The following is a 24,506-nucleotide window of genomic DNA, read 5'->3' as shown; positions in this document are numbered from 1 at the left end:
GCTGCCGCATGCCTTCCTTCAGGACCGACGCCACCGCCCGCTGGGCCCTCGCGACGAGCGTCGTGCTCACGCTCGGACTGAGCGCGTGCTCGTCCGACGCGACGGCCGGACGCCCGAGCACGGCGAGCGGCTCGTCGCCGAGCTCGTCAGCCGGCTCGTCGTCGGGCGCCTTCACACCCGTGACGCTCGACAACTGCGGGACCACCGTGAAGGTCACGACCCCGCCGCAGCGGGTGGTGACGATCAAGTCCACGGCGACCGAGATGATGCTGGCGCTCGGCCTGCAGGACCGCCTGGTGGGCACGGCGTTCTCGGACGGTCCGGTGCCCGACGAGTGGGCGGACGCCGCCCAGGACGTCCCCGTGCTCTCACCACAGGTGCCCGGCCAGGAGGCGCTCCTGGCCGTCGACCCCGACTTCGTCTACGGCGGCTGGGAGTCCAACTTCTCCGCCGACGGCGCGGGCGACCGGGCCGGGCTGGCGAAGCTCGGCATCGGCACGTACGTGTCGCCGGCCGCGTGCAAGGAGCCGGAGTACAAGCCCGACCCGCTGACGTTCGACGACGTGTACGGCGAGGTCGGCGAGGTCGGCTCGATCTTCGGCGTGCCGGACGCCGCGACGAAGGTGGTCGACGGGATGAAGGCGTCGCTGGCGACCGCGACGAAGCCTGCGCAGAAGACGACAGCGCTCTGGTACTCGTCCGGCACCGACACCCCGTACGTGGGCGCCGGGATCGGGTCGCCGCAGATGATCATGGACGCCGCGGGCCTGACGAACATCTTCGCGTCGGTGCACGACACGTGGACGTCCGCGGGCTGGGAGCAGATCGTGGCCGACGACCCGGACGTCATCGTGCTCGTCGACGCGACCTGGAACACGGCGGCCGACAAGATCAAGCTCCTGGAGTCCAACGCGGCCACGCGCGAGCTGACCGCGGTCAAGGAGAAGCGGTACCTGACGCTGCCGTTCGCCTCCACCGAGGCCGGAGTGCGCAACGCCGAGGCCGTGGTCTCGCTGGACCAGCAGCTGGCGGACCTCGACAAGTGAGCCGGCAGACGACGACCGGAGCGCGGCAGGCGGAGGTGGCGCACCCGGCGCGGGCCGCGCGCCGCGTCCCGCTGGCCACCCTCGTCGTCGTCGGCCTGGCCCTGCTGGTCGCGACCATCCTGGTCACGGTCGCGATCGGACCGGCCGGGCTCAGCCCGGGCGAGGTCGCGCGGAGCATCGGTGGCCACCTGGGCCTCGACGTCGCGCCAGTACCGCGGCTGCACGACGCGATCGTGTGGGAGCTGCGGCTCCCCCGGGTCCTGACGGCCGCGGCGGTCGGTGCCGGGCTCGCGCTGGCCGGCGCGGTCATGCAGTCGCTGACCCGCAACCCGCTGGCCGACCCCTATCTGCTGGGGCTGTCGTCGGGCGCGTCCCTGGGTGCGGTCGCCGTGCTCGTCGTCGGCGTGTCGCTGCTGCTGCCGGTCGCGGCCTTCGCGGGCGCACTGCTCGCGCTCGTCGCGACCCTGGCCCTGGCACGGACCGGCGGGACGCTCACACCCAGCCGCGCGGTGCTCGCAGGGCTGGCGGTCTCGCAGCTGTGCGCGGCGCTGACCTCGCTGGTGATCTTCTGGACGGCCACCGGCGACTCGTACCGCGAGATCCTGTCGTGGCTGCTGGGGTCGCTGGCCGGCTCGACGTGGCAGTCCGTCGCGATCGCGGGCGTCGCGGTGCTCGTCGTCGGCGCGGTCGTGCTGACGCAGGGCGTGCGGCTGGACGCGTTCGCGTTCGGCGACACCGCCGCGGCCGCGCTGGGCATCGACGTCGACCGGACACGGTGGGTGCTCATGACGCTCGTCGCCCTGCTGACCGGAGCGATGGTCGCCGTGAGCGGCGCGATCGGCTTCGTCGGGCTGGTGCTGCCCCATGCCGTCGTCGCGCTGACGGGTCCCGCGCACCGGCGCCTGCTGCCCGTCGCGGCGCTGGCCGGCGCCGTCTTCCTGGTGTGGGCGGACACGCTCGCGCGCACGGTGTTCGACCCGCGCGAGCTGCCGGTCGGCATCGTCACCGCGATCGTCGGCGTGCCCGTGTTCGCCGTGCTGCTGCGCCGCCGTCAGGGGGCGTCGTGGGGCTGAGCCCGGCCAGTGCGGGCGGCGTCGACGTCCGCATCGTCGGCGCCGGGACGACTCTCGGTGGCCGCTGGGTCGTCGACGGCGTCGACGCGACCCCGCCGGCCGGGGCGCTCACGGGCCTGCTCGGACCCAACGGGGCGGGCAAGACGACGCTCCTGCGGCTGGTCGCGGGGCTCCTGACCCCCGAGGCGGGTGCCGTTCTCGTCGACGACTCCCCCGTCCACACGCTCGCACGACGCGAACGGGCGCGTCGCATCGCGTTCGTCGAGCAGGAGTCCTCCAGCACCGTGCCGCTCACGGTCCGCGAGGTCGTGGCGCTGGGGCGCATCCCGTTCCGGTCGCTGTGGGGCGCCGACGACGACGAGGACGCCGTCGCGCGTGCGCTGCGATCGGCTGGCGCCGAGCACCTCGCCGACCGCTTGTGGTCCACCCTGTCCGGCGGCGAGCGCCAGCGCGTGCACGTCGCGCGGGCCCTGGCGCAGCAACCGAGCCTGCTGCTGCTCGACGAGCCGACCAACCACCTCGACATCAGCGCGCAGCTCTCGTTGCTGGCGTTCGTCCGCGACCTGGGCATCACGAGCGTCGCGGCGCTGCACGACCTCAACCTGGCAGCGGCGTTCTGCGAGCACGTGCTGGTGCTGTCCGAGGGGCGTCTCGTCGCCGCAGGGCACCCGAGCGTCGTGCTCACAGCCGACCTGGTCCGCGACGTGTACGGCGTCGAGTCCGAGGTCCTGACGCACCCGCGCACCGGACGACCGGTCATCGCGTTCCACGAGCCGGCACCCGACCTCGACCCGACCTCGAAGGAGACCCCGTGAAGATCACCGTCCTGTCCGGCGGCGTGGGCGGCGCCCGGTTCACGCGGGGGCTGCAGGCCGCGTTGCGCACTCGCCTGCCGGACGGCTCGGGCGGGACGACGGCCGACGTCACCGTCGTCGCGAACGTCGGCGACGACATGTGGCTGCACGGTGTGCGCGTGTGCCCCGACCTCGACACGCTCATGTACACCCTCGGCGGCGGCGTGCACGAGGAGCAGGGCTGGGGCCGGCGAGACGAGACCCGCCGCACCAGCGACGACCTGGCCGCCTACGGCCTGGGCTGGGAGTGGTTCACGCTCGGCGACCTGGACCTGGCCACCCACCTGGCCCGCACGGAGCTGCTGAGCTCGGGCCTGCCCTTGTCGGCCGTGACGGAGCGGCTGTGCGAGCGATGGAAGCCCGGCGTGCGCCTCCTGCCCGCGACCGACCACGAGGTCGAGACCCACGTGCAGACCGCCGACGGGCTCATCCACTTCGAGGAGTGGTGGGTCCGCCACCGGGCCGCACTGCCCGCGCTCGGGTTCGTGCAGGTCGGGCTGGACGACGCCGTCCCCGCACCCGGCGTGCTCGCGGCTCTGACGGACGCCGACCTCGTCGTCATCCCGCCGTCGAACCCCGTCGTGTCTGTCGGCACGATCCTGACGCTGCCCGGAGTCCGCGACGCCATCCGCTCGGCCCGCGGGTCCGTCGTGGGCGTCAGCCCCATCGTCGGCGGCGCCCCCGTCCGAGGCATGGCCGACGCGTGCCTGACCGCGATCGGCGTCGAGACCAGCGCCGAGGCCGTCGCCCGCCACTACGGTCGACGCGACTCCGGCGGCCTCCTGGACGCCTGGCTGGTCGACGACGCAGACGCCGCCACGGCCGCAACTTTGCGCGACGAGGGCTGGCGCACGGCGGCGACCGACACGCTCATGGTCGACGTCCCCGCCGCAACCCACGTCGCGGCGACCGCGCTGGACCTCGCCACCCGGGCCTGACGCCCAGCCGAACGCGCGCGCCCTGCGCCGCCAGCCGCCAGGGCGCCAGGGCGCCAGGGCGCACCGAAGTCGGCCGCGACGTGGCCGGTCCAGCGAGCGCTCCGAAAGGAGGCAGCGAGGCGCGAGGAAGCAACCGGCAGATCAAGAAAGCCCCTTGCGGCCGGGCGCCGTCGGTCGTCTGCGGCCTGCCTGAGTGCTCTCAGCGGATCAGAACGGCGGCCGTTCCTGCGGTGCTCGCTGGGGACGGTGGGGGCCATAGACCGCCTCACCGGCGTAGACCGGGATCGGGGAGCGCGCGTAGGTGATGCCCAGCGGGCTGGTCCAGATCGTGTTCCCCGTGGCCTTGTCGCGCCGGGCGTTCCAGAGCTTGGCGGTCTTGGCCTGGTGGTGGTGCTTGCACACGGCGTGCAGGTTGTCCTCCGACGTCGCTCCCCCGGCCCGGGGGTCTGCGTGGTTGAAGGGTTCGATGTGGTCGAGCTCGCTGCGAGCCGCTGACTGTCGGCACCCGGGGTACGTGCACGTCACGTCCCGCGTGATCACGGTCCGCGTCAGGTCCGCACCTGGCCGGTAGGTGCCGCGGGACCGCTCGAGGAACGCGCCGGACGCAGGTTCCGTGAGGATCCGGCTCCACGTCGCATCCTGGGCGATCTCCCGCGCGACGTGCGCGGGGATCGGGCCGTAGCCCGCGAGGTCGCCGGGCAGGTCATCGAGCCCGAGCAACGTGGTCGCGGCGACCGTCACGTTGATGCTCGCGCGCTGTCCGTGGCGACGCGCCAGCGGTGTGCCGTCGGGCGCCTGATCGGCGTCGAGGATCGCTCCGAAGACGTCCGCGAACGCGTCCGCGCGGCGCTGGTCGACGGTGCGGTCGTCGTGCGCACCCGCGGCCGCCGCGAGGGCCTCGATCACCGTCATCGCGCTCATCGCGGCTGCTGCAGGAAGGTACGCACTGACCCAGGCCATCGAGTCGTGGCCCCAGCGCAGATCGACGCCTCGCTCCTTGCGCGCCTCCTTCTCGCGCTGCTCGGCGCTGGCCGGGTCCGCGACCAGGACGAGCCGTCGCACGTGCCGGCGGAGCTGCGGCGCGGTCAGACCCCGCGCTGCCTCCGTGGCCTGCGCGATCACGCACCGACGCGACGACTCCGGCAGCGTGAGAGTGCCGAGCAGGATCACGTCCACCTTGCGTGCGTCGACGAGGCCGAGCATGAGTGCTTCCGCGAGCTCGGGCGAGGCATCGAGGCCCGCCGCGCGTCCGACGAGCTGCTCCACCGACTGCCGCGTGACCACGAGCGCGCACGCCACCTCGTCAGTGACGAAGTCCCCCATCGGGCCGGGCCGCGTGGCGGCGACGTGGACGCCGCGCGCCTGCTGAGCCGTGGTCGCCGCCATGACTTGATGCCACCCCGCGACCCATTCCACCAGGTCGATCGGCGACAGCGACGCGGGATCGACGGACTCCAGCGCCGCGACGATCCTCGACGTCGGAGCCTCGACGGGGAACGTGGGCAAACGCCGAGCCGGGTCGTCGGGAGCGAAGTCGGCAAGCAGGGCCGCCGCGGCGGAGACGCCGGACAAACCAGCGGCGGAGACGCCGGACAAACCAGCGGCGCCGGACAAACCAGCGGCGGAGACGCCAGGCACAAGTTCGCCGGGGGCGACGTCGGACATCAGGTGCGGGCGCTCACGCGGCCGCGACGGCACACGACTCGACTCCACGAATCCGGCGGGACGCTCGGACATCCTCAACCCCCTTGCTCAATCAGGACGTGCTCAACCAGGACGTGCTCGAATTACGACCTCGACTCGAACAACTGTACGGCCGACCACCGACAAAATGTCCGATCTGTCCACAGACCAAGGTCGGTACCCCCGGTCGAACGCAGGTCCGTCCGACCGCCGCCGTCAGCCTCGCAGCCGGTCCAGCAGCGCGGCGGTCCGCCGCCCGAGCCCGAGCGCAGCGACAGCTTCGAGGTCGGCGGGCACGTCCACGTCCCGCCGCAGGGTCGACGACGACGGCACGTCGAGCCGGCCATGCCCGCTCGCTGCGTGGGCTGCGGCAGACCCCATCCCGAACCGCGGGTAAAGCTCGGCCCCCCGCGCGCCGGTCAGCAGCGTCGTCCCCGAGCCGTCGGCGTCGGCGACGAACCCCCGCGGCACGTCGTCGGCAAGCGCCAGCGCCACATCCAGGTCGGAGGGCCGCAACGCGGGCACGTCTCCGAGCAATACCGCGACGCTCGCGCGAGGGACGAGCCGTCGCGCTTCCGCGATCCCCGCCTCGATCGCCCGGTTGAGCGGGCTGAGCTGCGCGGAGCTGTACGTGTGCGTCTGGCTGGCTTCCGAAGCCGGCTCACCTGGCCCCGGCTTTCCCGACATCGGCTCCGCGACGACGCCGAAACCGTGCCCGGCGGCCCCGACGAGCACGGGGTCCGCGGTCACGACGAGCACACGCGCGACCCGCCCGGCAGCGGACGCGGCGTCGACGGTGTCCAGGGCCATCGCGCGCACGAGCGCCGTCCGCGCCCGCGCGTCGAGGGCCCCGGCCAGCCGGGTCTTGCCCGCGGAGGCCACCTTCACGGGCACCACGACGACCCACCGGTCCATATCGCTCACGGCGCCGATCGTCACACGCCCGAGTCGCTGTCGCGCGAAGTCGCCCCGGCGACCTGCCGGGGTCTGGCTGGCGCTGGGATACTCGGCGCCCGGCTGCCCGATGCCCTGAACCGGAGCAGCGGGTGCTCGACGCCCTCGACGTCGGTCCACGAAGTCTCACCGTCGGGAACGAGACCGGCGCGCGCGTACGCCGCGACCGCACGGGTGTTGTGCGGCATGACCACGAGCCACGCGTCGCCGGCACGTTCGTAGGCCTCGGCGAGCGCACGCTGCAGGAGGAGCGACGCGCCGCCCGTCCCGCGCGCCTCCGGGGCGACGAAGTAACGCACGATCTCGGCGCCGTCGCCCGAGGAGCCCTCACCTGACGGGCCCCCGTCCACCGACAGGTGGAGGGCGACGTGCCCGACGACCACCCCATCGACGACCAGCACCCACGCGAGGTCGCCGTGCCGCACGAGCCAGCCCGCCGACACGCTCTCCGCGCGGAAGGGGTAACCGTCCCGCTCGTAGGTCGTGTGCAGGATCTCCTCGAGCCGCGGCAGGTCGGTGTCGACGCGTTCCCGGATCAGCACGGGGACGAGCCTAGTTCAGCGGTCCGAACCACCCGTCGTCGGCCCCTGGCCACGCCCGGCCGCCCGTTCGTCGGGCAGGATGGGGCCATGGCACCTCGACTGTGGCTCACGGGCGACGACGCCGCCGACGCCCTCCTCACCGAAGACCCGTTCGCTCTGCTGATCGGGATGCTGCTGGACCAGCAGGTGACGATGGAGTCCGCGTTCGCCGGCCCGGCGAAGATCGCGGAGCGCATGGGCGGCCTCGACGTGCACCGCATCGCGGAGGCGAACCCGCAGGAGTTCGCGGCGCTGTGCGCGACGCCGCCGGCCGTCCACCGGTTCCCGGGGTCGATGGCGGGCCGCATCCAGGCCGTGGCCGCGGCGGTCGTCGATAGCTACGACGGCGACGTCACGCGGCTGTGGACCGACGACGACCCCGACGGTGCCACCGTCCTGCGTCGCCTCAAGGCGCTGCCCGGGTTCGGCGAGCAGAAGGCGCGCATCTTCGTCGCGCTGCTGGGCAAGCAGTACGGCGTCGAGCCGTCGGGCTGGCGCGAGGCCGCCGGCGCCTACGGCGAGGACGGTGCGCGCCGGTCGATCGCGGACGTCACCGACCCGCAGTCACTGTCCGAGGTGCGTGCGACGAAGAAGGCCGCGAAGGCGGCGGCGAAGAACAAGGGCTGACGACGAGCCAAGCATCGGCAACTTCTCCGAGGTCTGCGCGTACGGCACCGCCGTGATCGTCGAGCGCATCCCGCAGGGGCAGCCCGGCGCGACCGGCCAGTCCGCGCAGCTCGCCTCGCAGGGGAAGGACCCGTCGCAGCCGTACGGCTGACAGCACTCAGCGCGACGACCTCACGACGACCTCACGACGACGGCGGCCACGAGCCCTTCGCCTCGAGCACGTGCCGCGCCGCGTCCCGCACGCGGGCCGCGAACGCCGGGTCCGCCTGAGCTTTCGCCACCACCGCGGAGACCATCTCGTGCGCCACGGTCGGCTCCTTCGACACCAGCACCAGGTCGACGCCCGCCTCCAGCGCCTTGATCGCGCGATCGCCCGGCGACCACGCCTCGACCTGCTTCGCCCCCGACAGGTCGTCGGTGACGACCAGCCCGTCGAAGCCCAGGTCACCGCGCAGCATGTCCGTCACGACGGTCGACGAGAAGGCTGCCGGCACCCCGGGGTCGATGCGGCGGTAGTCGGCCGTGGACACCATGACGGACTGCGCCCCCGCCGCGATGCCGGAGCGGAACACGTCGACCGATGCGTCGTCGCGCGTGGTGACGCCGTCGGTGACCCCGGCGGTCGTGTCGGTGTTCGCGGTGACGCGCCCCAACCCCGGGAAGTGCTTGATCGAGACGCTGACGCGGGCGGCGTTCAGCCCCGCCGAGAACGCCTCGGCGTGCGACGTCACGGAGCCGGCGGTGAACCCGTAGCTCCGGTCCAGCGCACCGATCGGCGGGTTGGCGGACGGCTGGCCGTTCACCAGGTCCATCACCGGCGCCAGGTCCAGGTTCACACCGGCGTCGCGCAGCTCCTTGCCCCAGGTCAGCGCCCGCGCCTGCAGGTCGGACGGCGCGAGCTTCGACTGCTCGAGCGCCGACGGGATCGTCGAGAAGCCCGGCCCGCGCAGCACCTGCACCTCGCCGCCCTCCTGGTCGGTCGCGACCAGCAGGATCGTGCCGTGCGTGGTCTGCGGTCCGACGAGATCCGTGAACGACCGCACCAGCGAGCGCACCGCATCCGCACCGGCCGTGGTGCGGCCCTGCAGGAAGACGTTGCCGACGTGGTCGTCGCGCACCGCCGACGTGCTCACCGCCGCCGGGTCGCTCACGTTCACGCCGACCATGAACACCTGCCCCACCTGCTGCGCGAGCGTCCACCCGGCCCAGGGGTCGGCGGCCTGGGACGACGACGTGGGCGTCGGCTCGGTGGAGGCCGACGACGACACAGCGGGCCGGGCGCCTGACGTCGCGCTCGGCGTCAGGCTCGTCGGCACGGTCGACGACGACCTGGGCGACCCGCCGGGCCCCGCGAACCACACCGCCAGCACCGCGGCGGCGAGCGTGACGACGACGCCGAGCGTGACCCACGGCGCGCGCGAGGCGCGCGCCTTCCCGGACCCCCGAGCCGCCCCGCTCACGCGCGACCCTCGAGCGCGTCCTTCCACCCCTGGGCGTACGCCTCCGAGCTGCCCTGCTGGAACATGTCCTCGTCACCGAGCCGCACCAACGCGCCCGCTCCCGGCCCGTCCTCGTCGGAGACCAGGTGGTCCAGCCCGCGCACGACGGCCAGCGGCAGGCCCGCTGCCTTGCCCTTGACCAGTTCGGCCGCCGCCGCGACCTCGTCGCCCACGGCGGCCACGGTCATCACGAGCGGCCGCCCGAACGAGTCAACCTGACCGCGCAGGTCGTCGAGCACGACGACGCCCGCGGCCCCGATCGCGATGTCGGTGACCCCCTGCCGCCACGGCCGCCCCGCGGTGTCGGAGACGATCACGCCGACCCGGACGCCGAGCGCGTCGAAGAGCCCGCGCCGCAGCGCCCGCGCGCTCGCGTCCGGGTCCACCGGCAGCAGCAGCACGGTCCCGACCGGCGTGTTGCTCGCGTCGACGCCCGCGGCGGCCATCACGAGCCCGAGCCGGTTCTCGACGATCCGCGTCACGCCACCGGGGTGCTCACGCGTTGCGACGACGCGCACGGTCTCGTCCGTGATCGCCTGCTCGCGGTCGTCGGCCGCGACCGAACGCCCCTCCGCCTTGGACACGACCTTGGAGGTCAGCACCAGCACGTCACCGTCCCGGACCCCGCGCGGGTCGGACGTCAGGAGCCCCGCGACGAGCGCGACGAGGTCGTCGCCCGCGCGCACCTCGCCGAGCCCCGCGGGCGCCCAGATCTCGAGACTCATCGCACCAGCTTCGGCAGCACGTCGGCGCCGAAGACCTCGATCCACTCGCGCTGGTTGCGCCCCACGTTGTGGACGTAGATGCGGTCGAAGCCCAGGTCGACGTACTTCTGCAGCTCGGCGCGGTGCACGTCGGGGTCCGCCGAGATGACCAGGCGCCCCTCGAAGTCCTCGGGCCGCACCATCTTGGCCATCTGCTCGAGCTCGAACGGCGTGCGGATGTCGCCCTTGGGGAACTTCATGCCGCCGTTGGGCCACTGGTGCATCGCGTTGGCCAGCGCCTCTTCGTCGGTCGGTGCCCAGGACAGGTGCACCTGCAGCGCCCGTGGCATGGTCGACGGGTCCTTGCCCGCCTCACGTGCACCCTCGTCGAACTTGGCGAACAGCCCGCTGATCTTCTCCAGCGGCGCACCCACCGTGATGAGCCCGTCCGCGTGCCGACCCGCTCGCTTGGCGGTCACCGGCCCGGCCGTCGCCACCAGGATCTCCGGGGCGACCTCCGGCATGGTCCACAGCCGCGTGGACTCCAGCTTGTAGAACTGCCCGGCGTGCTTGACGTCCTTGCCCGCGAGCGACGCCGTGAACAGCTTCTTGATGATCTCGATGGCCTCGAACATGCGGTTGATGCGCTCCGGGGCCTCCGGCCAGTACTGCGCGGTGATGTGCTCGTTGAGCGCCTCCCCCGAGCCGAGCCCCAGCCAGTGTCGGCCCGGGTACATGGCCGCGAGCGTCGCCGACGCCTGCGCCACCATGGCGGGGTGCCAGCGGAACGTCGGTGCGGTCACCCCGGGCCCGAAGTCCCCGACCGTCCGCTCGCCCACCGCGGTCAGCACGTTCCAGACGAACGACGCCTGGCCCTGGGCCGGGACCCACGGCTGGTAGTGGTCGGCCGCCATCACGCCCGAGAAGCCGTGCTGCTCGGCGTACGCCGACAGCTCCACGGCCTCGGTGGGGTGGAACTGCTCGAGCGCCGCCGCATAGCCGACCGTCAGTCCGTTCGCCGTCACACCAGACACGCCACGCATCCTTCGTTCGCCTCGTCGGGCCGCGATCGCGCAGCCCCTGGCGACCCTAACCCCGCCGTGCCCAGCATGTGTTCCGAAGATCCCGATACCGCCGGGGACCGGCAGGATGCGCTCCGTGCCGAACCCTGACGTCCTGGTGCTGTGGTCCCCCACCACCCCCGCCCCCGCCGCCCCGACCCGAGCTCAGCGCCGTGCCACGCAGGACGACGAGCGTGCGTCCGCCGCCGCGCTCGCACGCCTCGCGGTCGCGCGCGTGCGGAACGTCGACCCGGCCGACGTCGTCGTCGGGCGCCGGTGCCTGACGTGCGGCAGCACCGCGCACGGGCAGCCCGTGACGGACGGCGCGTCGGTGTCGCTGAGCCACACGCGCGGCCTCGCCGTCGCGGCGGCGTCCACGGCGGGACCCGTCGGGGTCGACGCCGAGCCGCTCACCCAGACCGTCTTCGCGGGTTTCGACGACGTCGCGCTCGCGCGCGACGAGGCCGCAGCGCTCGCCCCCGACGACGCGACCGGACGGCTGCGCGCGTGGGTCCGCAAGGAGGCCGTGCTCAAGGCCTGCGGCTGGGGGCTGAGCATCGACCCGCGCCTCGTCGTGCTGACGCCCGACGGCCGGATCGCCGACGCACCGCCGCAGGTGGGCCGGCGCGCTGTCGGCGACCTGACCTTCGAGTCGGCCGCGATCGGCGCGCTCGCCTACCCGACCGGTGCGGCCGTGGTCGTCGAGCGCGTCACGCGCTGAGGCCCACCGGCCCCGGAAGCTCGGGCAGCGGCGCGGCGAACAGCCACGCGTCGAACAGGTCCGTCAGGTCCCGACCCGTGACTGACGTGGCCAGAGCCACGAACCCCGCCGTCGTCACGCTGCCGTGGCGGTGCGCCGCGGTCCAGGCGCGCAGGAGGTCGAAGAACGTCTCGTCCCCCACCACCCGACGCAGCGCGTGCAGCGTCAGGGCACCCCGCTTGTAGAGGCGGTCGTCGAACATGTGCTCACGGCCCGGGTCGCCGATCACCAGGTCCTGGCGCAACCCGGCCAGCCGCGTGTGCGCTGTGCGGGCCTGGTTGTCCGCCGACCGTCCGCCCGACGCCTGCGACCACAGCCACTCGGCGTAGCACGCGAAGCCCTCGTGCAGCCAGATGTCCCGCCAGTGCGCGGCGGTCAGGCTGTTGCCGAACCACTGGTGCGCCAGCTCGTGCGCGACCAGCCGCTCGGCAACGCGCTCGCCGTCCACGTGGTTCGCCCCGAACACGGACAGGCCCTGGGCCTCGAGCGGGATCTCGAGGTCGTCGTCGGTCACCACCACCGTGTACTGCGCGAACGGGTACGGCCCGAACAGCTCGCTGAACGCCTCGAGCATCTGCGGCTGACGCGCGAAGTCGTGCTCGAAGGCCGCGCGCAGCCGGTCCGGGACGGCCGCCTGCTGGCGCACCGGCTCGTCGGCCACGTCCCAGCGCCGGTAGCGCCCGATCTGCACGGTCGCGAGGTACGGCGCCGTCGGCTCGGGCTGCTCGAACACCCACCGCACCCGGCTGGACCGGACCGTGCGCGACGTCAGGGTCCCGTTGCAGACCACCTCGTAACCGGCGTCGGTGGTCAGCGCGATGGTGAACGCGGCCTTGTCCGCGGGGTCGTCCTGGCACGGGAACCACGACGGCGCCCCGTCGGGCTGACCGGCGACGATGACCCCGTCGGTCAGCTCCTCCCAGCCCACCTCGCCGAACGGGCCGCGCACCGGCCGCGGGTTGCCCGTGTACTGCACCTCGACGACGACCGGCGTCCCCGCCGGCAGCACGCCCCCGGGCCTGACCGTCAGCTGACCGCCCCGGTGCGACCACCGCTCGGGCCGCTTGCCGTCCAGCAGCACGCGGTTCACCCGCAGGCCGGCCAGGTCCAGGCTGAACCGGTCCACATGACGACGGGTCGTCGCGTGGATCCGGGCCCGCGCATCCAGCCGGTTGCCCGCCACGCGGTAGTCGAGGTCCAGCTCGTACCGGGCGATCTCGAGCGCGCCCGGGCCCCGTCCGGGGCGGTACGGGTCGTCGACCGACTTCACGAGGCCACCGGCGCGACGGGGTTGCCCGTCCAGCGCGAGCCGGCCGGGATGTGGTCGCCACGCAGCACCAACGACGCCGGCCCCACGCGCGCACCGTCACCCACCTGCGCGGCGGGCAGCACCACGCCGTGCGGGCCGATGCCGGCACCCGCCCCGATCGTCACCGTGTCCATGCTCATCACCCGATCATGGAACAGGTGGGTCTGCAGCACACATCCGCGGTTGACGGTCGCGCCGTCGCCGAGGCGCACGAGGTCGGCCTCCGGGAGCCAGTACGTCTCGCACCAGACCCCGCGCCCGATCCGCGCGCCGAGCGTGCGCAGCCAGGCGTTGAGCACCGGCGACCCGACGGTCGTCGGCCCCAGCCACGGCACCGCGACGTACTCCAGGAAGGTGTCGGCCAGCTCGTTGCGCCAGATGAACGAGCTCCACAGCGGGTGCTCCCCGGCGCGCAGACGCCCGACGAGCACCCACTTCATGATCGTCGCCAGTGCGCACGCCACGACGGCCGCGGCCAGCACGACGATCGGCGACGCCCAGGCCGCGGCGCCCAGGCCGTGGCGGTCGACGACGTGCTGGAGGGTCAGCAGGACGCCGATGCCGAGCGCGAACGTGGCCATGACCGGCACGATGCGGCACGCCTCGACGAGCGAGCGCGCCACCCGCAGCCGCGTCCGCGGCTCGAACGTGCGCTCGTCGTCGACCTCGCTCGCGTCCCGACGCAGCCGCACGGGCGGCGAGCCCAACCACGACGTACCGGTCTTCGCCTTCTCCGGCGTCGCCGACAGCACGGCAACGAGCCCGCGCTTGGGCACGGCGCGCCCGGGCGCGATCATCCCGGAGTTGCCCAGGAAGGCCCGCTTGCCGACGCTCGCCCGCTCGATCCGCAGGTAGCCGCGCCCCAGCTCGTACGAGCCGATGAGGGTGTCGTCGGCCAGGAAAGCGCCGTCGCCGACGCTCGTCATGCCGGGCAGCAGCAGCACGGTCGACGCCTCGACGTCACGCCCGACGTCCGCGCCCAGCGCGCGCAGCCACACCGGCGTCAGGCTGCTGGCGTACAGGGGGAACAGCAGCGTGCGGGCATCGTCCATGAGCCGCTGCGTCGCCCACACCTGCCAGCCGACGCGGCTGCGCACCGGGTGGTAGCCCTCGCGGATCCCCAGGCCCAGCAGGCGCACGCCGGCCAGGGTCGCGAGCGCCAGCACGACGACCATCACGACCCCGCCCAGCGGCGCCCAGGCGAGCGCTCGACCGGCCGCCTCCGACAGGTCCGCGGCACCGCGTGTCCCCTGCCCCACCACCCACAGGCCGCACAGCGCACCCAGCACCGGCAGCGCCGCGAGGACGCCCGCGCTCAACCCGTAGATCGCGACCCAACGATGCCCCCGGGGTGCCCGGGCGTGCGGCCAGTGGCCACGGGCACGACCGTCGAACGCGGCCGGAGACCCGACCCACAGCTCGCCGGGAGGCACCGACGACAGCACGCCGGAACCGGGTGCGACCTCGGCACCCTGCCCCACGCGCACGCCCGGTCCGATGATGGAGCGGGTGCCGATCGTCGCGCGCTTGTCGATGCGCACCCGCCCGATCCGCAGCACGTCACCGTCCAGCCAGTGCCCGGACAGGTCCACCTCGGGCTCCACGGAGCAGCCGTTGCCCAGGCTGAGCATGCCGGTGACGGGCGGCAGCGTGTGCAGGTCGACGTCCTTGCCGACCTTGGCGCCGAGCGCCCGCGCGTAGACGGCGTTCCACGGCGAGCAGGACAGGTTGCCGGCACCGGCCGCCGCGGCCCAGCTCTCCACGAACCACAGCTTGAGGTGGACCGCGCCGCCGCGCAGGTAGCGTCCCGGCGTCACGTGCCGCAGCACGGTCCGCGCGACGAGGACCGTCGACCCCATCCGCCCCAGCGGGCTGATGAGCAGCACCCAGCCGGCCAGCACCCACCACCACGCGTGCGGCACCGACGGCACCCACGGCAACCAGCCGCTGGCACGCACCACGGCGTCGATCGCGACGAGCCACGTCAGCCAGCGCAGCCCGACGAGCGCGGCCAGCGGGATGCCGAGCAGCACCTGGGTCGCCTGGGTGGAGCGCGGCGTCGGGCGGACCGTGCGCTGCTCGGCCGACGGGGCCGGGTCCAGCTCGTCGACACGTCGGGCCAGGTCGGCCAGGCGCGGGTTCTCGTAGACGTCCGCGACGGTGACCGTGGGGAACCGCTCGCGCAGCGCCGAGACCAGCTGGGCGGCGACCAGGCTGCCGCCTCCGCTGGCGAAGAAGTCGTCGTCGGGCCCCTGGACGGACGCGCCGAGCGTCGCCGTCCACCGCTGGGCGACCCACGCCTGCGTCGGGGTCAGCGCGGCCTGCGAGCCGGCGGCCTCGACGCCGGGCAGCGGCCACGGCAGCGCGTCGCGGTCCACCTTGCCGGACACCCGCACCGGCATCGCCGGCACCTGGGCGAGGAGCGGCACCAGCGCCGCGGGCAGCCGCTCGCGCAGCTGCGCGCGGGCCGCGTCGAGGTCGAGCTCGACCCCCTCGGCCGGGGCGACGTAGCCGACGAGCACCGCGGACCCGGCCGGCGTCCGCCGCACCGCCGCAGCCCCGCCCGACACACCGGGCAGCGACGCGAGCGCCGCGTCGACCTCGCCCAGCTCGATGCGTCGTCCGCCGATCTTCACCTGGTCGTCGACGCGTCCGACGAACACCAGGCCCGCGGCTTCGAGCCGGACCATGTCCCCGCTGCGGTACGCCCGGTCCCACCCCAGCGCCGGCGCGGCCGCGTAGCGCTCGGCGTCCTTGGCCGGGTCGAGGTAGCGCGCCAGCCCCACGCCCCCGATGACGAGCTCACCGGCCTCACCCTCGGCGACCGGTGTGCCGTCCGGGCCGACGACCGCCAGGTCCCACCCGTCGAGCGCGTGCCCGATGCGGACGGGGCCGTGGCCGCTCATCAGCGAGGCGCAGGCCACGACCGTCGCCTCCGTGGGCCCGTACGTGTTCCAGACCTCGCGGTCCGGGCCCGTCAGGCGGGCGGCGAGCTCGGGCGGGCAGGCCTCGCCGCCGAAGATGAGCAGCCGGACCCCGGCCAGCTCGTCGGGACGCCACAGGCCGGCCAGGGTCGGCACCGTCGAGACGACGGTGATGCCCTGCGCGACGAGCCAGGGACCCAGGTCCATGCCGGTGCGGACCAGCGCGCGCGGGGCCGGGACCAGGCACGCGCCGTGGCCCCACGCGAGCCACATCTCCTCGCAGCTCGCGTCGAACGCCACCGAGAGCCCCGCCAGCACCCGGTCCCCCGGGCCCAGCGGAGCGTGCTGCAGGAACAGCCGCGCCTCGGCGTCGACGAACGCGGCGGCGGACCGGTGCGTCACGGCGACGCCCTTCGGCGTGCCCGTCGAGCCCGACGTGAAGATGATCCACGCGTCGTCGGTCAGCTCCGGCGCCTGCGGCGGAGCGGCGGCAGGTTTCGTCGCCAGGTCCCCCTCGGTCAGGACGCGCGTGACGCGCGCCTCGCGGAACACCGTGCGCGCACGCTCGTCGGGGTCGTCGACGTCCACCGGGACGTACGCCGCACCCGCGGCGAGGACGGACAGGATCGCGGTGTAGAGCTCGGCCGTGCCCGACGGGACGCGCACGCCCACCCGGTCACCGCGGCGGACCCCGGCCGCCGCGAGACCCGCGGCACCGGCCGCGACCGCGGAGAGCAGATCCGCATAGGTCAGCACCGTGTCGCCGTCGTCGATCGCGGGCGCGTCGGGGTGCGCGGCCGCGGTGGAGCCCAGGACGTCGAGCAGCGTGCGGGGCGCGGGCGCGAGGGAGGAGCGCAGGAATCCGTCTGACGTGTTCACCACGGCCCACTCTCCCAGTCTCGGGACGTCACCTGCGCCGATGGTCCACCTGTTCACCGATGCGTCGACCAACGTTCGCCGGACGTGGAACGCATGTCCGGGGACGGGCGCTCATCTGGGAGGATGAGCGTATGACTGACCAGAACCCGCAGCCCGTGACCACCGCGACCGCCGCCGGCGCGCGCCAGGTACCGGACCGGGTCTCGCTGGACGGGGTCGAGGAGCGCTGGAACGCCGCGTGGACCGAGCAGGACCTGTACGGGTTCGACCGCACCAAGACCCGCGAGCAGGTGTACTCGATCGACACCCCGCCGCCCACGGTCAGCGGGTCGCTGCACGTCGGGCACGTCTTCTCCTACACGCACACCGACGTGGTGGCGCGCTACCGCCGCATGCGCGGGGCCGAGGTGTTCTACCCGATGGGCTGGGACGACAACGGCCTGCCCACCGAGCGCCGGGTGCAGAACTACTTCGGTGTGCGCTGCGACCCCTCGTTGCCGTACGTCCCCGACTTCACGCCCCCGTTCGAGGGCGGCGACGGCAAGAGCGCCAAGGCGGGCGACCAGGTGCCGGTCAGCCGGCGCAACTTCGTCGAGCTGTGCGAGCGCCTGACGGTCGACGACGAGCGCCAGTTCGAGACGCTGTGGCGACGCCTGGGCCTGTCCGTCGACTGGTCGAAGACCTACCAGACCGTCTCCGCCGACTCCCGCGCCGTCGCCCAGCAGGCGTTCCTGCGCAACCTCGCGCGCGGCGAGGCCTACCAGGCCGAGGCGCCCGGGCTGTGGGACGTCACGTTCCAGACGGCCGTCGCGCAGGCCGAGCTCGAGGCCCGCGATTACCCGGGCGCGTACCACCGGGTTGCCTTCCACGGCGCCGACGGCCCCGTGTACATCGAGACGACGCGCCCCGAGCTGCTGCCCGCCTGCGTCGCGCTCATCGCGCACCCGGACGACGAGCGCTACCAGCACCTGTTCGGCACCACCGTGACGTCGCCGCTGTTCGGCGTGGAGCTGCCCGTCCTGGCCCACCCCGGTGCGGAGATGGACAAGGGCGCCGGCATCGCCATGTGCTGCACGTTCGGTGACCTGACCGACGTGCAGTGGTGGCGCGAGCTGCAGCTGCCGACGCGCGGCGTCATCGGACGCAACGGCCGCCTGCTGTCCGACGTCCCCGAGTGGCTGACCACCGACGCCGGGCGCGCGCTGTACGGCGAGCTGGCCGGCAAGACCACGTTCTCCGCGCGCGAGCTCGTCGTGGCGGCGCTGCGCGAGTCGGGCGACCTGGACGGCGAGCCCACCAAGACCCAGCGCAAGGCCAACTTCTACGAGAAGGGCGACAAGCCCCTCGAGATCGTGACCAGCCGGCAGTGGTACATCCGCAACGGCGGTCGCGACGAGGCCCTGCGCGAGGCGCTGCTCGCCCGCGGCGCCGAGCTGGGCTTCCACCCCGAGTTCATGCAGGTCCGGTACGAGAACTGGGTCGGTGGCCTCAACGGCGACTGGCTCATCAGCCGGCAGCGGTTCTTCGGCGTGCCGTTCCCGGTCTGGTACCCGCTGGACGCCGACGGCGAGCCCGACCACGAGAACCCGATCCTGCCGACGGAGGACCAGCTCCCCGTCGACCCGTCGTCGGAGACCCCGGCCGGCTACACCGCCGACCAGCGCGGCGTGCCCGGCGGGTTCGTCGGCGACCCGGACGTCATGGACACGTGGGCCACGTCGTCGCTGTCGCCGCAGATCGCGGGCGGCTGGCGCACGGACCCCGACCTGTTCGAGCGCGTGTTCCCGATGGACCTGCGGCCCCAGGGCCAGGACATCATCCGCACCTGGCTCTTCTCGACCGTGGTCCGCTCGCACCTCGAGCACGGGAACCTGCCCTGGTCCGACGCGGCCATCAGCGGCTGGATCCTGGACCCCGACCGCAAGAAGATGAGCAAGTCCAAGGGCAACGTCGTCACGCCCATGGGCCTGCTCGAGGAGCACGGCTCCGACGCCGTCCGGTACTGGGCAGCCTCCGCGCGGCTGGGGACGGACGCCGCGTTCGAGGTCGGACAGATGAAGATCGGCCGCCGCCTGGCGATCAAGGTGCTCAACGCGAGCAAGTTCGCGCTGTCGTTCGGCGAGGTCCAGCTCGACCCCACCCTGGTGTCCGTCCCGCTCGACCGCGCGATGCTGGCCGGCCTGGCCGACGTCGTCGACCGCGCCACCGCCGCGCTCGAGGCCTACGACCACACGCGTGCTCTCGAGCTCACCGAGACGTTCTTCTGGACGTTCTGCGACGACTACCTCGAGCTGGTCAAGGACCGCGCGTACGGCGAGGGCGCGGGCGCCGACTCGGCGCGCGCCGCGCTCGGCATCGCGCTCGACACGCTGCTGCGCCTGTTCGCGCCCGTGATCCCGTTCGCGACCGAGGAGGTCTGGTCGTGGTGGCGTGTGGGTTCGGTGCACCGCGCGCCGTGGCCCGTCGCGGAGCCGCTGCGCGCCGCGGCCGGGGACACGGACGCGGGCATCGTGGGTGCAGCCGGCGCCGCTCTCGCCGCTCTGCGCAAGGTCAAGTCGGAGGCCAAGGTCTCGATGAAGACGGAGATCGTCCGGGCCACGCTCGAGGTGCCCGCGGCGCTCGTCGCGAACGTCGAGCTCGCCCTCGACGACGTGCGCGCCGCCGGGCGCGCCACGGGCTTCCTGGAGATCGCCTCGGTCCCGACCGACGCGGTCGTCGCGCGCGACGCCGAGCTGGGCGAACCCGTCACGCGCGGCTGACGTCACGCGCGGCTCACCCGGTGGTGTCGCGCGCGCCGCTAGGGTCGAGCCATGCGTGAGTTCACCTCGGCGAGCACCGTGACGACGGACCCCGACGACAGCATCCCGGGTCTCCTGGCCGCGCGGCTGGCCCGCGACCCCGACGGGGTGTTCGCGGAGCGGCACGTCGGGGACGACTGGGTGCCGGTGACGGTGACGCAGTTCGTCGACCAGGTGACGGCCGTCGCCAAGGGGCTGGTCGCGCGCGGCATCGCCCCCGGCGACCGGGTCGGGATCATGTCCCGCACCCGGTTCGAGTGGACCGTGCTCGACTTCGCGATCTGGGCGGCCGGCGCCGTGGGCGTGCCGATCTACGAGACCGACTCCTCGGAGCAGGTGCGCTGGATCGGTTCGGACACCGGCTTCCGGCTGCTCGTCGTCGAGACCGGGGCGCACGCCGCCGTCGTCGACCGCGTCCGCGGCGACCTGCCGGGCCTGGCCGACGTCCTGCTCATCGACGACGGCGCGCTCGACACGCTCGTGGCGGACGGCACCGACGTCTCTGACGCGGAGATAGACCGCCGCAGCACGGCGACCGGCATGGACGACCTGGCCACCGTCATCTACACGTCGGGCACCACGGGACGGCCAAAGGGCGTCGAGCTCACCCACGGCAACTTCGTCGCGCTCGCCCTCAACGCCGTGGACGGGCTGGGTGAGGTGTGCGCCGTCCCCGGCGCACGGACCCTCATGTTCATGCCGCTCGCGCACGTGTTCGCGCGGTTCCTGCAGGTCCTGTGCGTCCCGTCCGGCGCCGTCCTGGGCCACGCGCCCGACGCCCGCCACCTGGTCGCGGACCTCGGCTCGTTCCGGCCCACCTACCTGCTCGCGGTGCCCCGCGTGTTCGAGAAGGTCTACAACTCGGCCGAGCAGACCGCGGGGTCCGGCGCGAAGCTGCGGGTCTTCCGGTGGGCGGCGAAGGTCGCGATCACGTACTCGCGCGCGCTCGACGAGCCGTCCGGGCCGAGCGCGGCGCTGAAGGCGCAGCACGCCCTCGCCTCACGCCTCGTCTACGCCAAGCTACGCGCCGCGCTGGGCGGCCAGTGCGACTGGGCCGTCTCCGGCGGCGCGCCGCTCGGCGACCGGTTGGGTCACTTCTACCGCGGCATCGGCGTGCGGGTGCTGGAGGGCTACGGCCTGACGGAGACGACGGCGCCGACGAGCGTCAACCGGCCGGGGCTGACGAAGGTCGGCACCGTCGGACCGGCGTTCCCGGGCACGTCGCTGCGAGTCGACGACGACGGCGAGATCTGGGTCAAGGGCCCGCACGTGTTCCGGGGCTACCGGCACAACTCCGAGGCGACCGCGCAGGCGCTCGTCGACGGGTGGTTCGACACCGGCGACGTCGGGACGCTCGACGACGACGGCTACCTGCGCATCACCGGCCGCAGCAAGGAGCTCATCGTCACGGCCGGCGGCAAGAACGTCGCCCCCGCCGAGCTCGAGGACCGGCTGCGCGGCCACCCGATCGTCAGCCAGGTGGTGGTGGTCGGCGACCAGCGGCCGTTCATCGGCGCGCTCGTCACTCTCGACGCGGAGATGCTGCCCGGCTGGTTGCGCAACCACGGTCTGCCCGCGATGGACGTCGTGGCCGCGGGCCGCGACCGCGAGGTGCTCGCCGCCCTGGATCGAGCCGTCGAGCGCGCCAACGAGGCCGTCTCCCGCGCCGAGTCCATCCGCAAGATCCGCGTGCTGCCCACCGACTTCACCGAAGCCAACGGCTACCTGACCCCGTCGCTCAAGGTGAAGCGCGCCCTGGTGCTCAAGGACTTCGCCGACGACATCGACGAGCTGTACGTGGACACGAGGGAGCAGTGACGACCCGGCCCTAGTGCCAGTCGGAGATCTGCAGGTCGTCGGGGGCCGGGGCGCCGCGCCCCGTCTCGACGAGCTGCTTGAGGCTGACCAGGAACGTCGCCCACTTGGTGCTGCAGTGGTACATGAACTCGACGGGTTCGGCCCAGCCCTCGTGCGCGAACAGCACGATCGTGAATCCGTCGCTCTGAGTGAGGTCGAACCGCACCGTCGTCCCGATCCACTCGGCCGGCCCGTCGACGACCTCCCAGCGGACCAGCTTGCCCGGGACCTGCTCCAGCACGGCCATGTCGAAGCCGCCCGGAGGGCCGAACCTGAACTGCAGCACGCCGTCCACCTCCCGGGTGTCGGTCGTCCACCAGCCCGCGAGCCCATCGACCGTCGTCAGCGCCGCATAGACCTGGTCGGGCGTCGCGTCCTCGACGCCGATCCTGTGCAGGATGTCCACCATCGTGATCCCCTCGTCCCTCGTGTCAGTCGGTCGTGTGCTTGCGTGCGATCGCCTCGGCGATCCGCTTGATGCGCTGCAGGCGGGCGTCCCACGTGGCGCCCACGTCGGCGAGCTGGGCGACCGCGCGCTCCAGCTGCGCCTGGTCCACCTCGTAGCGTCGCTCACGCCCGACGGGCGTGCCGCGCACGAGACCGACCCGGTCGAGCACCGCGAGGTGCTTGGCGACGGCCTGCCGGGTGACCGGCAGGCGTTCGCTCAGCGCGGTCGCCGTGCCCGGGCCGGCCAGGAGCAGGTCCAGCATGCGTCGGCGGGTCGGGTCGCCGATCGCCGACCACAGGTCGTCGTCGTCGGCGTCGCCGACGCGCACGGCGCTCATCGCGAGGCGACCAGTCGCTGGGTGTACTCGGCAATGTTCGGCACGAAGACGTCCCACCCGCGGACGTGGTCCGCGTATGCCGCCTCGAGGACCGCGGCCTCCCAGCCCTTCTCCCGGAAGCCGGTCTCGGTCATCCGCAGCAGAGTGCCCGACCCGGACGGGGTCAGCTCGAACGTCACGAGCAGCGACCCCGACTCGTCAGCCACCCACCGGAAGGAGAAGACCTGCGGCGGGTCGGCCCGAACCACGGTGAGCCGCTGGACGTGCTCGTCGGCGGTCGCCCGCGCCCACGCGATCTCGGCCTCGTTCCCCGGCGTCGCGGACACGTCGGTCTCCGCCCCGTTCCACCACTCCCGGATGTGCTCCGGTGAGGTGACGACCTCGAAGACGATCTCCGGTGACGCGTCGACGTGGATCTCTCGCTCGATGCTGCCGAACTCCATGAGGCTCTCGCTTTCCGCAACGTTTGGTTGCGGATCAACCTACGCCCGGTTCGCGCGATGCGCAACCCTTGGTTGCATATGACGACCATCGGCCAGCCGGTAGTCGGGTTACCCGCGAGGTAGTCGGTTGCAACCGACCACCTCGCGGGAGGTCGACTACCCACCGAAGGCAACCGACGATCGGTCGGCGTCGTCGGTGACGACCGGGCCCACTCGTCGGTCAGACGACCGTGCGCAGGCGGGCCTGGTCGGCGGACTGGCTCGGGACCGCCTCGCTCGGCGTCGACTCGTCCGACCAGCGCAGCAGAGCACCGACGCCGTCGACCAGGTCGGCCGCACCGTCGTCGGCGAAGGTCACACCCGCGTCCTGCCCCAGCGCCGCGCGGACCAGCGCGACGTCGGCCGTGTACCGGTCACCGTCACCGTCGACGCCGATCGCCGCCAGGTCGGCGGAGCTGGTCGCCAGCTCGAGCGGCCCGGGCCCCACCCAGAGCTCACGTTCGGCGAGATTGCCCGACAGGGCGTCGACGTCCAGCACCAGCTCGGCCACCTGCCCGCGCCGCAGCACCTCGATGACGTCGTCGAGCGACGTCACGGCGTTGTCGCCGCGGCCCTGAGCGGTCGCGAAGCGGTCCAGCACCGCGGCACGGCGCTTGCCCCGGAACTGCGCGGCGGCGTCGGCCACCTTCTCCTCGAACGCGGCGACGTTGACCCCGTCCCCGCGGCCTCCCCCGGACGCCTCGACGAGCAACCCGCGCGCATCCTTGCCGAGGGCGTCGCGGACGAACCCCACCGCGCGCGTGTCCCCGGTGAGCAGCACCAGGTCGGGCGCGCCGTCGCGCACCTTGCGGTCCACCTCGGCGGCCACCAGCTCAGCGTTGCGCTGCCACGAGTCCTCCGCGCGGGTCTGGCTCCGGCGCTCGAGGCCACCCTCGCGGGACTTGTGCACGTCGTCGTGCCCACCCTCGACGTGCTCCACCTGCGCCTGGCCGGCGCCGGCGCCGCACGTCTTGCGCGTGAGGTCCGCGCCCGTGCGGTCCGCGGCGACGACGAGCACGTCGACCTCCTCGTCGGCCGAGCGGATCGCCGGGAGCAGGGCCGGGATGGGTCCGTGCACGGCCACCGAGTGGGTGGGCGGCTCGGACAGCACGCGGTCGACGACGACGCCGTCCGCATCGGCGACGATGATGCGCCCCTGCGGGCCGCGCCGACCCGCGGGCACCGCGACCAGCTCGGCGATCTCGTCGAGCACCGACGCCGACGCCCCGTCGCGCTCCAGCGAGCGCCGCAGGGCCCGCCACCGGTCGACCGCCTCGGCCTCCCCCGCCGACTCCGCACGGGTCGCGTCGAGGAAGACGGTCGTGAACGGGGCCGGACGTCCGAGCAGCGGCTTGAGCCAGTGCAGATCCATGTGGCGATACCTCCGGGATCGGGAGCAACCGGCGGCCACGGGCGCATGCGGGCCTCGTCGGCCGGCCGGAACTGACGTCTCCCACCTTCCGCCACGAGCCACGCCAGCGCCACCCCTGGCCGCATCCCGCACTGTCGCTCGATCCCCACGCGTCCCTACCGACCCCCGGGCACCGTCAGCGGGGAGGTAGCGTGACGTCAGTGTCAGGGTGACGGTGCCGCTTAGCGGTGGTTGGGTCCTGTCACCGGGGCGTCTGACTCCTAGCGTGACTGCCTTCGTGGCTTGCATGCGAATTGCCGGCGCCCCGGTGGGAGGACCGG

20 protein-coding genes are annotated in these 24,506 nt (G+C 73.4%); 8 read left to right on the top strand and 12 right to left on the bottom strand.

From position 1 onward, the window contains the following. Nucleotides 1-8 precede the first annotated feature (8 nt). The 4 genes from IC607_RS16100 to cofD are packed head-to-tail and all read left to right on the top strand — an operon-like array spanning nucleotide 9 to nucleotide 3,911. Nucleotides 9-1,046, top strand: a complete 1,038-nt coding sequence (locus IC607_RS16100) for a putative F420-0 ABC transporter substrate-binding protein (protein WP_191788442.1) — start codon at nucleotides 9-11, stop codon at nucleotides 1,044-1,046. Continuing rightward, entirely contained in the window at nucleotides 1,043-2,119 is a 1,077-nt protein-coding gene (locus tag IC607_RS16095) for a putative F420-0 ABC transporter permease subunit (protein ID WP_191788441.1), read from the top strand. The genes IC607_RS16100 and IC607_RS16095 overlap by 4 nt, the downstream gene beginning before the upstream one ends. Then, a complete protein-coding gene (locus IC607_RS16090; protein WP_191788629.1) occupies nucleotides 2,116-2,934 on the top strand; it encodes a putative F420-0 ABC transporter ATP-binding protein in 819 nt (272 codons plus the stop codon). Before IC607_RS16095 ends, IC607_RS16090 begins: the two co-directional genes overlap by 4 nt. Then, a complete protein-coding gene (cofD, locus tag IC607_RS16085; protein ID WP_191788440.1) occupies nucleotides 2,931-3,911 on the top strand; it encodes a 2-phospho-L-lactate transferase in 981 nt (326 codons plus the stop codon). Before IC607_RS16090 ends, cofD begins: the two co-directional genes overlap by 4 nt. A 207-nt stretch (nucleotides 3,912-4,118) precedes the next feature. Here cofD and IC607_RS16080 read toward each other — a convergent pair whose 3' ends face one another. The 3 genes from IC607_RS16080 to IC607_RS16070 form a co-directional block, all read right to left on the bottom strand. Continuing rightward, nucleotides 4,119-5,648 (bottom strand): HNH endonuclease signature motif containing protein, encoded by a 1,530-nt coding sequence (locus tag IC607_RS16080; protein WP_191788439.1) that lies wholly within the window; start codon nucleotides 5,646-5,648, stop codon nucleotides 4,119-4,121. Nucleotides 5,649-5,810: 162 nt separating this feature from the next. Then, nucleotides 5,811-6,509 (bottom strand): 2-phospho-L-lactate guanylyltransferase, encoded by a 699-nt coding sequence (gene cofC / locus IC607_RS16075; RefSeq protein WP_191788628.1) that lies wholly within the window; start codon nucleotides 6,507-6,509, stop codon nucleotides 5,811-5,813. Between the two features lie 20 nt (nucleotides 6,510-6,529). Further along, nucleotides 6,530-7,090: a GNAT family N-acetyltransferase gene (locus tag IC607_RS16070; RefSeq protein WP_191788438.1), complete on the bottom strand. Its 561-nt coding sequence runs from the start codon at nucleotides 7,088-7,090 to the stop codon at nucleotides 6,530-6,532. 87 nt (nucleotides 7,091-7,177) lie between these two features. On the opposite strand from IC607_RS16070, the gene IC607_RS16065 reads away from it, so the two are divergent. Further along, nucleotides 7,178-7,756: an HhH-GPD-type base excision DNA repair protein gene (locus IC607_RS16065; RefSeq protein ID WP_191788437.1), complete on the top strand. Its 579-nt coding sequence runs from the start codon at nucleotides 7,178-7,180 to the stop codon at nucleotides 7,754-7,756. A gap of 182 nt (nucleotides 7,757-7,938) precedes the next feature. Here the strand turns inward: IC607_RS16065 and IC607_RS16060 are convergent, their stop codons facing one another. Genes IC607_RS16060 through IC607_RS16050 form a run of 3 tightly spaced genes read right to left on the bottom strand, consistent with a single transcriptional unit; the run spans nucleotide 7,939 to nucleotide 11,002 of the window. Further along, the gene (locus IC607_RS16060; RefSeq protein ID WP_370526323.1) at nucleotides 7,939-9,216 is read right to left on the bottom strand and encodes a glycoside hydrolase family 3 N-terminal domain-containing protein; all 1,278 of its coding nucleotides are present in this window, start codon (nucleotides 9,214-9,216) and stop codon (nucleotides 7,939-7,941) included. Then, on the bottom strand, nucleotides 9,213-9,980 hold the full coding sequence (locus tag IC607_RS16055) for a coenzyme F420-0:L-glutamate ligase (RefSeq protein WP_191788436.1): 768 nt from the start codon (nucleotides 9,978-9,980) through the stop codon (nucleotides 9,213-9,215). Before IC607_RS16055 ends, IC607_RS16060 begins: the two co-directional genes overlap by 4 nt. After that, complete coding sequence (locus tag IC607_RS16050) at nucleotides 9,977-11,002, bottom strand: TIGR03557 family F420-dependent LLM class oxidoreductase (RefSeq protein WP_191788435.1); 1,026 nt, start codon at nucleotides 11,000-11,002, stop codon at nucleotides 9,977-9,979. The genes IC607_RS16055 and IC607_RS16050 overlap by 4 nt, the downstream gene beginning before the upstream one ends. A 115-nt stretch (nucleotides 11,003-11,117) precedes the next feature. Between IC607_RS16050 and IC607_RS16045 the strand changes: the two genes are divergently transcribed. Continuing rightward, nucleotides 11,118-11,741, top strand: a complete 624-nt coding sequence (locus IC607_RS16045) for a 4'-phosphopantetheinyl transferase superfamily protein (RefSeq protein ID WP_191788434.1) — start codon at nucleotides 11,118-11,120, stop codon at nucleotides 11,739-11,741. Here IC607_RS16045 and IC607_RS16040 read toward each other — a convergent pair. Together IC607_RS16040 and IC607_RS16035 are read right to left on the bottom strand one after the other, a co-directional pair. Beyond that, a complete protein-coding gene (locus tag IC607_RS16040) occupies nucleotides 11,731-13,050 on the bottom strand; it encodes a M1 family metallopeptidase (protein WP_370526320.1) in 1,320 nt (439 codons plus the stop codon). The genes IC607_RS16045 and IC607_RS16040 overlap by 11 nt on opposite strands. Further along, nucleotides 13,047-16,892: a Pls/PosA family non-ribosomal peptide synthetase gene (locus tag IC607_RS16035; RefSeq protein WP_370526319.1), complete on the bottom strand. Its 3,846-nt coding sequence runs from the start codon at nucleotides 16,890-16,892 to the stop codon at nucleotides 13,047-13,049. The genes IC607_RS16040 and IC607_RS16035 overlap by 4 nt, the downstream gene beginning before the upstream one ends. Nucleotides 16,893-17,023: 131 nt before the next feature. On the opposite strand from IC607_RS16035, the gene valS reads away from it, so the two are divergent. Then, nucleotides 17,024-19,651 (top strand): valine--tRNA ligase, encoded by a 2,628-nt coding sequence (valS, locus tag IC607_RS16030; protein ID WP_191788433.1) that lies wholly within the window; start codon nucleotides 17,024-17,026, stop codon nucleotides 19,649-19,651. A gap of 51 nt (nucleotides 19,652-19,702) precedes the next feature. Then, nucleotides 19,703-21,508, top strand: a complete 1,806-nt coding sequence (locus tag IC607_RS16025; RefSeq protein ID WP_191788432.1) for a long-chain fatty acid--CoA ligase — start codon at nucleotides 19,703-19,705, stop codon at nucleotides 21,506-21,508. A gap of 10 nt (nucleotides 21,509-21,518) precedes the next feature. On the opposite strand, the gene IC607_RS16020 is transcribed toward IC607_RS16025, so the two are convergent. From IC607_RS16020 to IC607_RS16005, 4 genes are all read right to left on the bottom strand, one after another. Then, nucleotides 21,519-21,956 carry an SRPBCC domain-containing protein gene (locus tag IC607_RS16020; RefSeq protein WP_191788431.1) on the bottom strand — a complete coding sequence of 146 codons (438 nt, stop codon included), beginning with the start codon at nucleotides 21,954-21,956 and terminating at the stop codon, nucleotides 21,519-21,521. A 22-nt stretch (nucleotides 21,957-21,978) separates the two neighbouring features. Then, nucleotides 21,979-22,332: a metalloregulator ArsR/SmtB family transcription factor gene (locus IC607_RS16015; RefSeq protein ID WP_191788430.1), complete on the bottom strand. Its 354-nt coding sequence runs from the start codon at nucleotides 22,330-22,332 to the stop codon at nucleotides 21,979-21,981. Beyond that, nucleotides 22,329-22,775: an SRPBCC domain-containing protein gene (locus IC607_RS16010; protein WP_191788429.1), complete on the bottom strand. Its 447-nt coding sequence runs from the start codon at nucleotides 22,773-22,775 to the stop codon at nucleotides 22,329-22,331. Before IC607_RS16010 ends, IC607_RS16015 begins: the two co-directional genes overlap by 4 nt. 220 nt (nucleotides 22,776-22,995) lie before the next feature. Then, on the bottom strand, nucleotides 22,996-24,186 hold the full coding sequence (locus tag IC607_RS16005; protein WP_191788428.1) for a hypothetical protein: 1,191 nt from the start codon (nucleotides 24,184-24,186) through the stop codon (nucleotides 22,996-22,998). Nucleotides 24,187-24,506 lie beyond the last annotated feature (320 nt).

Source organism: Cellulomonas sp. JH27-2, from assembly GCF_014837175.1.
In the GTDB taxonomy this organism is placed as follows: domain Bacteria; phylum Actinomycetota; class Actinomycetes; order Actinomycetales; family Cellulomonadaceae; genus Cellulomonas.
Note: the sequence above shows the minus strand (reverse complement) of the source record. Positions and strands in the feature narration are given on the sequence as shown.

Coding starts and splice junctions, on each gene's coding strand:
- IC607_RS16100 (WP_191788442.1), top strand. CDS start 9: ATGCCTTCCTTCAGGACCGACGCCACCGCCCGCTGGGCCCTCGCGACG.
- IC607_RS16080 (WP_191788439.1), bottom strand. CDS start 5,648: ATGTCCGAGCGTCCCGCCGGATTCGTGGAGTCGAGTCGTGTGCCGTCG.
- cofC (WP_191788628.1), bottom strand. CDS start 6,509: ATGGACCGGTGGGTCGTCGTGGTGCCCGTGAAGGTGGCCTCCGCGGGC.
- IC607_RS16065 (WP_191788437.1), top strand. CDS start 7,178: ATGGCACCTCGACTGTGGCTCACGGGCGACGACGCCGCCGACGCCCTC.
- IC607_RS16055 (WP_191788436.1), bottom strand. CDS start 9,980: ATGAGTCTCGAGATCTGGGCGCCCGCGGGGCTCGGCGAGGTGCGCGCG.
- IC607_RS16050 (WP_191788435.1), bottom strand. CDS start 11,002: ATGCGTGGCGTGTCTGGTGTGACGGCGAACGGACTGACGGTCGGCTAT.
- valS (WP_191788433.1), top strand. CDS start 17,024: ATGACTGACCAGAACCCGCAGCCCGTGACCACCGCGACCGCCGCCGGC.
- IC607_RS16025 (WP_191788432.1), top strand. CDS start 19,703: ATGCGTGAGTTCACCTCGGCGAGCACCGTGACGACGGACCCCGACGAC.
- IC607_RS16020 (WP_191788431.1), bottom strand. CDS start 21,956: ATGGTGGACATCCTGCACAGGATCGGCGTCGAGGACGCGACGCCCGAC.
- IC607_RS16015 (WP_191788430.1), bottom strand. CDS start 22,332: ATGAGCGCCGTGCGCGTCGGCGACGCCGACGACGACGACCTGTGGTCG.
- IC607_RS16010 (WP_191788429.1), bottom strand. CDS start 22,775: ATGGAGTTCGGCAGCATCGAGCGAGAGATCCACGTCGACGCGTCACCG.
- IC607_RS16005 (WP_191788428.1), bottom strand. CDS start 24,186: ATGGATCTGCACTGGCTCAAGCCGCTGCTCGGACGTCCGGCCCCGTTC.